The organism is Holdemania filiformis DSM 12042 (assembly GCF_000157995.1).
In the GTDB taxonomy this organism is placed as follows: domain Bacteria; phylum Bacillota_I; class Bacilli_A; order Erysipelotrichales; family Erysipelotrichaceae; genus Holdemania; species Holdemania filiformis.
This window is the reverse complement of sequence record NZ_GG657562.1, coordinates 313882-322739: the sequence shown is the minus strand read 5'-3', so window position 1 is coordinate 322739 and position 8858 is coordinate 313882. Positions and strand designations below refer to the sequence as shown.

Annotated in this window: 11 protein-coding genes; all 11 read left to right on the top strand. The window is 50.5% G+C overall.

From position 1 onward, the window contains the following. The first annotated feature begins 247 nt into the window (after positions 1–247). The 11 genes from HOLDEFILI_RS17385 (at position 248) to HOLDEFILI_RS19440 (ending at position 8858) form a co-directional block, all read left to right on the top strand. The gene (locus HOLDEFILI_RS17385; RefSeq protein ID WP_006061232.1) at positions 248–1234 is read left to right on the top strand and encodes a Gfo/Idh/MocA family protein; all 987 of its coding nucleotides are present in this window, start codon (positions 248–250) and stop codon (positions 1232–1234) included. A 206-nt stretch (positions 1235–1440) separates the two neighbouring features. Further along, the gene (locus HOLDEFILI_RS17380) at positions 1441–1728 is read left to right on the top strand and encodes a hypothetical protein (RefSeq protein WP_006061230.1); all 288 of its coding nucleotides are present in this window, start codon (positions 1441–1443) and stop codon (positions 1726–1728) included. Between the two features lie 197 nt (positions 1729–1925). Then, complete coding sequence (locus HOLDEFILI_RS17375; protein WP_006061228.1) at positions 1926–2582, top strand: 5-bromo-4-chloroindolyl phosphate hydrolysis family protein; 657 nt, start codon at positions 1926–1928, stop codon at positions 2580–2582. Then, a complete protein-coding gene (locus tag HOLDEFILI_RS17370) occupies positions 2579–3130 on the top strand; it encodes a hypothetical protein (protein WP_006061227.1) in 552 nt (183 codons plus the stop codon). The genes HOLDEFILI_RS17375 and HOLDEFILI_RS17370 overlap by 4 nt, the downstream gene beginning before the upstream one ends. Before the next feature lie 3 nt (positions 3131–3133). After that, complete coding sequence (locus tag HOLDEFILI_RS17365; protein WP_006061226.1) at positions 3134–4054, top strand: TPM domain-containing protein; 921 nt, start codon at positions 3134–3136, stop codon at positions 4052–4054. A gap of 341 nt (positions 4055–4395) precedes the next feature. Beyond that, positions 4396–5346, top strand: a complete 951-nt coding sequence (locus tag HOLDEFILI_RS17360) for an L-lactate dehydrogenase (protein WP_006061224.1) — start codon at positions 4396–4398, stop codon at positions 5344–5346. A gap of 178 nt (positions 5347–5524) precedes the next feature. Next, positions 5525–6673, top strand: coding sequence for a GTPase HflX (gene hflX, locus HOLDEFILI_RS17355; RefSeq protein WP_006061223.1), 1149 nt, complete (start codon positions 5525–5527; stop codon positions 6671–6673). A 3-nt stretch (positions 6674–6676) separates the two neighbouring features. Beyond that, positions 6677–7738, top strand: coding sequence for a serine hydrolase domain-containing protein (locus HOLDEFILI_RS17350; protein ID WP_006061222.1), 1062 nt, complete (start codon positions 6677–6679; stop codon positions 7736–7738). Between the two features lie 75 nt (positions 7739–7813). Next, positions 7814–8299 carry a hypothetical protein gene (locus HOLDEFILI_RS17345; RefSeq protein WP_006061221.1) on the top strand — a complete coding sequence of 162 codons (486 nt, stop codon included), beginning with the start codon at positions 7814–7816 and terminating at the stop codon, positions 8297–8299. Further along, entirely contained in the window at positions 8296–8667 is a 372-nt protein-coding gene (locus tag HOLDEFILI_RS17340) for a VOC family protein (protein ID WP_006061220.1), read from the top strand. The genes HOLDEFILI_RS17345 and HOLDEFILI_RS17340 overlap by 4 nt, the downstream gene beginning before the upstream one ends. Positions 8668–8672: 5 nt before the next feature. Next, the gene (locus tag HOLDEFILI_RS19440; protein ID WP_006061219.1) at positions 8673–8858 is read left to right on the top strand and encodes a hypothetical protein; all 186 of its coding nucleotides are present in this window, start codon (positions 8673–8675) and stop codon (positions 8856–8858) included.

Here is an 8858-nt window from a genome sequence, read left to right as displayed (position 1 = left end):
CTTGGTTCCCTATGAAGGGAACCTTTTTTTGTTTCTGCGCCGGAGTGAAAGGCCGAAGTTTTGCATCCAGAGTTGGATTCGATTTCAGAACTCCTGCAGTGTCACGGACGATCAGAGAAATTCTTGCCCGCAAGCGTTCCCTTTGAATTAAGGATCCATGAATTCAAAAGAAACTGTGTTCTTTTATCCCACTTGATCAAGACAAAGCAGGTCTGTTCTGGTACAATAGGAACAGAGGTGATAACGTATGAAAATGGGAACGATTGGCACAGGCATGATTACGGAGTGGCTGAATACCGCTTTTCAGGACAATGGATTGGAATGCACGGCGGTGTACTCCCGCAGGGAAGAAACCGGCCGGCGCCTAGCTGACAAATACAACATGCCGAAGGTGTATACCGATTTGGACGCAATGCTTCATGACGAGGAACTTGACTGCATCTATATTGCTTCACCGAACAGTCTGCATTATTCACAGGCGATGAGAGCGCTGGAAGCCGGGAAAAACGTAATTTTAGAAAAGCCGTTTGTTTCGACGATCGAGGAATGCCGGACGTTGATTGATACCGCGAAGAAGCATCACCGTTTCTTATTTGAAGCCATCACGGTTCCGTACAATCCGAATTACCAGAAGATCAAAGAACGGATCGGGGAACTGGGTTCGCTGAAGATGGTGCAGTGCAATTTCTCACAATATTCAAGCAAATACGACAAGTTTAAAAATAATGAAAATCCGAATGTCTTCAATCCTCAGTTCTCCGGCGGAGCGCTGATGGATATCAATATTTATAACGCGCATTTTATCATCGGTTTGTTCGGCGCGCCGAAATCGCTGAAATATGTTCCGAACATCGCGGCCAATGGCATTGATACCTCCGGGATTCTCGTCTTTGATTACGACGGGTTCCTGGCCTGTGGTATCGGCTGTAAAGATTCCGCAAGTGAGAATATCTGTCAGCTGCAGGGCGATAACGGATATATCGTCGTACACAGCGCGTCTTCGGTCTGCGCCAAAGCCGAGGTTTGGCTGAAAGGCGCAAAGGAGCCGGAAGTCATTGATCTGAATGAAAGTCACGGCGGCCATTACTTTGAAGTGAAGAACTTTAAGCGGATGATTGAGAACGAAGATTATGACGGCTGTTACAAAATGCTGGAATATTCCTATCAGGTGATGGAACTTGTGCATACGGCACGCTTGGAAGCCGGTGTCCGTTTCGCTGCCGATCAGAAATAATTTTATGAATCCCTGGAAACAGGGATTTTTTCTGACTTACGAACATTGCGCACTGCTTTCTGTGGTAAAAATGTTGGGAGTACGATACAATAAGAGGCATAACCGAGAGTTTAAAAGGATACGCTATGAAAAAGAAGTAAGGTTTTACGTTACTGAAACTGATTGTTGCCGTTGCCATTCTGGTCGTGCTGCTGCTTGTGCCGCGGATGATCGGTTTCGCGCAGCAGGCGAAGCATACCGCCGTTCAGGAGACGATCCGCAGCCTTGTAACGGTCTATAAATCCGTGGAGGTCTTAGTGAAAACCTCGTCGGGGCTGAACCGAAAAAGGGGCGATAGCGGCGTTTCGCAGCTTTACACGCTGGTCACGATCGACAGTGACGAGCAGGGGGTCACGGAGCCGGATGATCTGTATTCCGTCGCGGTGCGGGAGCGGATGAAAGCGAATCTTGACTTTTCAGGCCAACATCCATTTCAACTGTACGCCATGGTTTAGCTGGACGGCAGTCTGGCTTCGCTTACGGTATACTACTCTGAAGATAGTGGAGATTATTATTCCGATTCCGGACTCGCAAAGGAACTGGACTATTGTTAACGGGGGACGAATGGAAACGTCGATTCCTTTCCGTCGTTCATTCCGATTTCTGAGCGAACCGGGATTAAAATTGGAAAGATACAATCAGGAGGAAACCTATGACAGGTAAAACAAAAATTATTCGGAAACCATCGCCGTGGCCGATTTTGATCGGGGCGTTGGGTTGGGCGATCGTCTGCCTGATTTTGCCGATGATCCAGCTTTGGCATTATTTGATCGCGCTATTGATCGGCGGGATCGCGTATTTCATCGCACGGAAACAAATCCCGGATCAAGAAATTGAAGTGGCAGTTCCGCTGACGCCGTTGGAGCAGCAACAGCAGGAGCAGCTGGAAGCCGCGCGTTCGGCGTTAACCGGGCTGCAGCAGGCAGCGGCGAAGATCGACGATCCGGCGATGACGCAGGATTTACGGAAAATTGATTCGGTCTGCCGTCAGATTGTGGAAGAAATGGAGCAGCGGCAGCGGTTTAACGATCAGGCCCGGCGGTTAGTCGATTACTATCTGCCGATGCTGACAAAACTGCTTCTGAATTACGATGAACTGGAAGCCGATCCGCTGCAGACGCAGAATATCCAGAATTCCCGTGAAAATATCAAAAAGACGGTGAAGCTCTGCGCGGAAGCGTTTGTTAAACAGTGGGATGATCTGCATGAGCATCAGTCAATGGAAATTCAGGCCGACAGCGATGTGCTGGAAACGCTGCTAGTTAAGCAAGGCCTTGTTTCTCCATCCTTCAAGGAGGGCAGAGAATGAAAATCAATCAGAAAACCGCGCTGCTTCTGGCGGTTCTGCTGGTGATCGGCAGTTCCTGGGGCAAAGCAAAATTGACGTTTAATTCCATGCAGAAGCAGCTGGATGTGATCTATACGGAAGGAATCGACCAGGACGGACAATCCATCGCTCAGGATGTTAAAGAGAAACAAAAGACGGCCCGCAACTGCGTGACGGTGGCGCGCCGGTATGATTCTGCGATCAACGCTTCGTTCATCATCGCGGTGGAAAATGCCGCCGAAGGGTTGGATCAGGCAGCTTCGATGGGTGAACGGCAGCGCTGGGAGAAGAAGCTCGATACTGCGTTTTCCACGCTTGCGGGTGCGCTTCTGAAGGCGCCGCTGACGGAGAAAGATGAACAGTACGTCACCGGCTTCATGGCCGAATATCTGGCCAGTCAGGATCGGATTGAACGCGATCCTTATCATGAAAAAGCCGCGTCCATTCAGCAGGAAACATCAGGCTGGTTTCCGTCGCTGATGCAAAAACTGACGGCCAGCTCACTGGAAATTTACCAAATTGGAGGATAGCGTATGAAAAAGCTTGCACAGGGACTGATGACCTTTCTGGCGGTGATTGCGGTCAGCGTCTGGACGGTCAGCGCTTTCACCGTACCGCAGCCGCTGGAAAACTTCTATGTTGCGGATTATGCCAATGTGATCAACAGCAAGGATGCGGATGCGATCCGCACTGTAAATAAAAACCTCGAAGCCCGCAATGGATCGCAGATCGTCGTGGCAACGTTTGACTTTTTGGACGGCGAGGCGATCGACGACGTCGCCTATGACCTGTTTAATGGCTGGAAGATCGGCAGCGCCAGCGATAATAATGGCGTGCTGCTGGTCCTGGCGATCGGCGAAGAAGATTACTATTGCCTTCAGGGTAAAGGCTTGGAAAAAACGCTGCCGACTTCGGACATTCAGGCCATCCTGGATTCTACGCTGGAACCGGAGTTTGCGGCCGGCAATTACAGCACCGGAGCATTAAAAACGGTTCAGGCTCTGGCGCAGCGATTGGAAAAAACCGCGGGCACGCCGGTTGTGAATCCATCTCCATCGCAGGGAGGAGGCGGCGGAACGCCATATTCCGCCCGCCCTGCTTTCGGACTGTTTACGATGATTCCTTCAATTTTCTTGATGATTTTTGTTTTTGTCCTCGTCGTTGTGATTTTGTCTGTCTTTACGCCGCGCCGCCGCCGTTATTATGGCGGTCCGGTGTTCCGTCCGCGTCCGCGCCGTTATTATGGACCACGCCCGCGGCCGATGGACCCCTGGGGACCGGAGCGCCGTCCGCGTGAACCCCGGCCGACGTATCGTTCCCATTCCTCAACCCGCAGCTCCTTTGGCGGCGGATCGGCTTCCCGGTCTTCCGGAGCCGGACGTTCCTTTGGCGGGGGCATGAATCGCGGAGGCGGTGGAGCCAGCCGCGGGGGCGGAGCCGGACGCCGGAAATAGACCGGCGCAGATTCGGTTCACGGCTTTTCTGTTTATAACATCAAGTATATTTTAGGCAAAGGCGCATCTTGGCTTTTGCCTTTTTACTTGGCTGTTTGCTTATTCAGCGAACAGAAATCAACGGTTCCCGCCCAAAATGGAAAACAAGTAACTTAAAGCGGAAGATCAAAATCCAGAGCTTGAGATCCTGGAACCCGCTAAAACCGGATCAAAAAAGAAGGAAGCTTGTATTTCCGGCAAACTTTCATCGCTTTCAGCGCATAGTTCCCCCTATTTCCGGTAATCCTGTTACAATAAAAGAAAGAGAAGGGTAAATACCCTGGAAAAGGAGCTGAACTCTTATGAAGGACAGAAAAATCGTCTTGGTCGGCACAGGCTTCGTCGGAATGAGCATGGCTTATTCATTTTTAACAACAGGCGGAATCGATGAACTCGTCTTAGTGGACGTCGATGAGGAGAAAGCGATCGGAGAAACAATGGACTTGCAGCATGGTCTGCCGTATGCGCGCAACAAGCTGGTCATTAAAGCCGGCGGCTATGAAGAATGCGCGGATGCGGAAATGGTCGTCATCACCGCAGGAACTGCCCAAAGACCGGGCCAGACACGGTTGGACATGACGGCCGTCAACACCAAGATCATGAAAAGTATTACTGAGAATATTATGGCTTCCGGTTTTGACGGAATCCTGTTGATCGCCTCCAATCCAGTTGACCTGATGACCTATGTCGCCCAGCAGGTGTCCGGCCTGCCGAAAAATCGTGTTATCGGGTCAGGAACCATTCTGGATACAGCGCGTCTGCGCTATTTAATGAGCGAATATCTGGGCATTTCGACAAGCAATATCCACGCTTACATCATGGGCGAGCATGGCGATTCCAGCTTTGTGCCGTGGACGCATGCCTATATCGGATGCAAGAATCTGCTGGAAATGCTCGATGAAAATCATCGCGACTTACAGGATCTCAACGAAATCTATCATCAGGTTCAGCAGGCCGCTTATGAGATTATCAATCGTAAGAAATCTACCTATTATGGTATCGGTTTGTCTTTAAATCGGTTGGTCCGGGCTATTCTCGATGATGAACATGTCATTCTGACCGTATCTTGTTATCAGAATCAGGAATATGGTCAGGAAGACCTGTATATCGGCGTTCCGGCGATCATTACCCGGGCCGGCGTGGAAACGATCATTAAGCTGAAATTGAACGAAGTCGATCAAGGAAAATTTGACGCCAGCTGTGAGACCTTGAAAGAGATCATCCACTCGACGATCAAGCCGATTCTGGGCTGAGCGCATCATCATTTTACGGAATCATTGAATTCCATCAAAAGATAACAACGATAAGAAATTTGGGAGGACATCAGCCCATTTTTCTTATATTTTTCCATCATCAAGCTTTTGGTTTTCCTCAAAGGGGGATGGCTGCGGGCAGAGTGGTATTCAATAAAAAAATGAAGGGTGGGAATCCATGAAATCAGCGGTATTGGCAGGATTAAGAACACAGGAAACAGAGGAAAGCTGGGCGCAGAAGCTAGACGAGGCGGCGCTGCTTTGCGAAGCCTGCGGAATTGAAGTGAAAACGCGGCTGACGCAGAAAGCACAAAAGAGACATCCGCGGACCTTGTTTGGATCAGGCAAAGTGAATGAACTGAAACAAGCCTGTGAAGCGCAGAGCGCGGAAGGCATTGTGTTTGTCAACGAGCTGACGGGCATTCAGACGCGGAATCTGGAACAGGAGACCGGTTTCCCGGTGATCGACCGCAGCGCGTTGATTCTGGAGATCTTTGAGCGGCGCGCCCGCACACGTCAGGCTCATTTGCAGGTGGAAGCTGCCCGGCTGGCTTATCAGCTGCCGCGTCTGATCGAAGGTCAGATCCATGCCGATCAGCAGCAGGGCGGCGGCGTCCGCAACCGCGGGACTGGAGAAACGCGGCTGGAACGTTCGCGCCGGACGATCGAAAAACAGATTCGGAATATCCGCTTGGAGCTGGATCAGCTCAAGCTTCAGCAAGCCGTCCAGAGCCATCGGCGCCGTCAGAGCGGCTTGCCGCGGGTATGCTTGATTGGTTATTCCAACGCCGGAAAATCCTCGCTGATGAACGCGCTGTTGTCCTTGCGTTCCATCTCACCGGCCAAGCAGGTTGCTTCTGCCGATCAGCTGTTTGCGACCTTGGATTCCGCGACCCGCAGGATCAAGCTGGCTGGACGGGCGGAGATGCTGCTCAGCGATACCGTCGGCTTCGTCCGGGATCTGCCGGATTTTTTGCTTGACGCCTTTGAATCCACGCTGCAGGAAATCCAGGAAGCGGATCTTTTAATGGAAGTGATCGACGCTTCCGATCCGCAATGGGAGCTGCAGCACGAAATAGTTATGCGGACGCTGCACCGCTTGCATGCCGCGCATATCGACCGGATGCGAATTTATAACAAGGCGGATCAGGTTCCGCAATGGGATCGAAAGGATGGCCTTTTACTCAGCTGTCTTACCGGACAGGGGCTGCAGGAATTAATCGCCGGGCTGATTTCCAGACTGAATCTGACGGACCGGGCCTTCCCGGAAATAGGGGATGAATTTTCATCGCAAGTAAGCTATAATGAGGACGAAAGAGGAGAGTAACTCATGTTGAATGAAAAAAAACTGGAAACATTAAAACAATATTTACAGCGGTGCGTGGAAGACGGCACCTTCCCGGGCTGTAATTGCGCCGTAATCACGAAAGATGACAAGTGGACATGCAGCGTCGGTTATAAGCAGTTAGTTCCGGAAAAAGAAATCAACGGCCTGGATACAATCTATGACCTGGCGTCGATTTCCAAGGTACTCGTCACGACAACCTGCATTCTCAAGCTGATTGAAGAAGGCACGATTACCCTGAAAACCAAGATTGCGGAGATCCTGCCGCAGTTCGGTCAGAAAGAGCTGACGATCAAGGACTGCATTACCCATAGCTCCGGCTTGCCGGCGGATATCAACGGCTATAAGCAGATGAAGGATGATGCGGAAATGATCGAAGCAGTATGGAAGATGGAACTGGAATATCCAACCGGGTCGCAGGTGAAATATTCCGACGTCAATTTCATCCTGTTAGGGTTAGTCATCGCCCAGCTGAAGGGCAGTCTGGACAGCTATGCAAAGCAGGTTATGTTTGAGCCGCTGGAAATGAAAGAAACGGGTTACCAACCGGCGGCGTCGCTGCGTTCGCGCTGCTGTGCGGAAGAAGTCATGGAAAGCCGCGGCGGCGTGGTGCGCGGTGTCGTGCATGACGGCAAGGCATTCAAGCTGGGCGGCGTCAGCGGTCATGCGGGTGTGTTCTCGACGCTGGAGGACATTTCACATTATATTACGATGCTGCTCAACGACGGCGTTTACAACGGCCAACGTTTTTTCAGCAAGCGCACGATTGAATTGCTTCAGAAATGTCAGACTGTGGGGCTGAATGAAAAACGCTCAATCGGCTGGGTGCTCTCCGATCCGAATTACGCGCTGGGCGATTATGCCAGCGATGCCTGCCTGTATCACACCGGATTCTCCGGCCCGTCGATCATCGTCGACTTCAAGCTGGGAATCGGTGTCGTAACATTGGCAAACCGTGTTCATCCGACGCGTTCCAATACCAAGATCCTGACTGCACGGAACAATATCCACAATCTGGCGCTGCAGGCAGCCGACGACATTTTGTGATGTGATGTGAAAATCGCGCAGAGTTAAAAAATCACGGTATAATAGGGATATTGGAAAAAGAAAGGAAGCTCCTCTGTGAAATCAAAAGTGCTGAAAATTCGTAATCTGCCCGAAGAGATGCAGGTACTGAACGAAGTCAAAGTCAAACCGATCGGATCCCTGTTGGTGTTGATGTTGGTTTCCGGAGTTTTCATCATTTCCGGATCCACGATCGCCATCATGGGCGTCGTTCTGCTTGCGATTTCTTCGTATGCCCTGTTAGTGATGCCGGACCGGATTTTGATGCAGTTTACCGATGAGTACCTGGTTCTTTACAACCGGAAAAACCGTGATGAATGTATGTTGATTTACTGGGATGAAATCCTGCTTTGGCAATATCAGAAACATAACAACGAAGATCAGCTGTGGCTGCAGCTGACCGATGGCCAGACGGAAACGATCGAATGCTTTAACCGCAACAAGATCGTGCCGTATTTTAAAATCTATGCGAAAGGAAAAGAACGGCAGCTGAAACCGGCGCGGCGCCGGCGTTCAACCGCCAGTTCCCGGCAGAAAATATGAAATTTACGTTTAATCATTTTAACTTCAATGTGCTGAATATGCAGCGGTCGCTGGAATTTTATGAAAAAGCACTGGGCCTGCATATCGCACGCAAACATACCGCGGCAGACGGCAGCTTTCAGCTGATTTACCTGGAAGACGATCTGGGGCATTTCCAGCTGGAATTGACAGAGCTGAAAGATCGGAAAGAGAAATATGATCTGGGAGAGTGTGAATTCCACCTCGCCTTGACGACGGATCACTTTGAAGAAGCGCATCGCGAACATCAGGAAATGGGCGTGATCTGCTTTGAAAATCCGGGCATGGGGATTTATTTTATCGAAGATCCTGACGGCTACTGGATTGAGATTGTACCAGCGAAGAAATAACCGGCTTGCTTAAAGAATTAAAGTTCAAGGGAAATTCGCCCGATAAAACTTATATTCAAAGCTCAATGAACGCGCAATCAACACATGAAAATCAGATCGGTTTCATCTCAGGCCAGACGTTCAGCGGTGGAAAAGGGAGAGCCGATCTTTTCTTTGTTTCAGAGCGGGCGCACGGCAGAGAAGGTGCGTAA

What these genes read in the sequence shown, in the direction of transcription:
- HOLDEFILI_RS17385 (WP_006061232.1), top strand. Translation starts at nt 248, where the DNA reads ATGAAAATGGGAACGATTGGCACAGGCATGATTACGGAGTGGCTGAAT.
- HOLDEFILI_RS17380 (WP_006061230.1), top strand. Translation starts at nt 1,441, where the DNA reads ATGATCGGTTTCGCGCAGCAGGCGAAGCATACCGCCGTTCAGGAGACG.
- HOLDEFILI_RS17375 (WP_006061228.1), top strand. Translation starts at nt 1,926, where the DNA reads ATGACAGGTAAAACAAAAATTATTCGGAAACCATCGCCGTGGCCGATT.
- HOLDEFILI_RS17370 (WP_006061227.1), top strand. Translation starts at nt 2,579, where the DNA reads ATGAAAATCAATCAGAAAACCGCGCTGCTTCTGGCGGTTCTGCTGGTG.
- HOLDEFILI_RS17365 (WP_006061226.1), top strand. Translation starts at nt 3,134, where the DNA reads ATGAAAAAGCTTGCACAGGGACTGATGACCTTTCTGGCGGTGATTGCG.
- HOLDEFILI_RS17360 (WP_006061224.1), top strand. Translation starts at nt 4,396, where the DNA reads ATGAAGGACAGAAAAATCGTCTTGGTCGGCACAGGCTTCGTCGGAATG.
- hflX (WP_006061223.1), top strand. Translation starts at nt 5,525, where the DNA reads ATGAAATCAGCGGTATTGGCAGGATTAAGAACACAGGAAACAGAGGAA.
- HOLDEFILI_RS17350 (WP_006061222.1), top strand. Translation starts at nt 6,677, where the DNA reads ATGTTGAATGAAAAAAAACTGGAAACATTAAAACAATATTTACAGCGG.
- HOLDEFILI_RS17340 (WP_006061220.1), top strand. Translation starts at nt 8,296, where the DNA reads ATGAAATTTACGTTTAATCATTTTAACTTCAATGTGCTGAATATGCAG.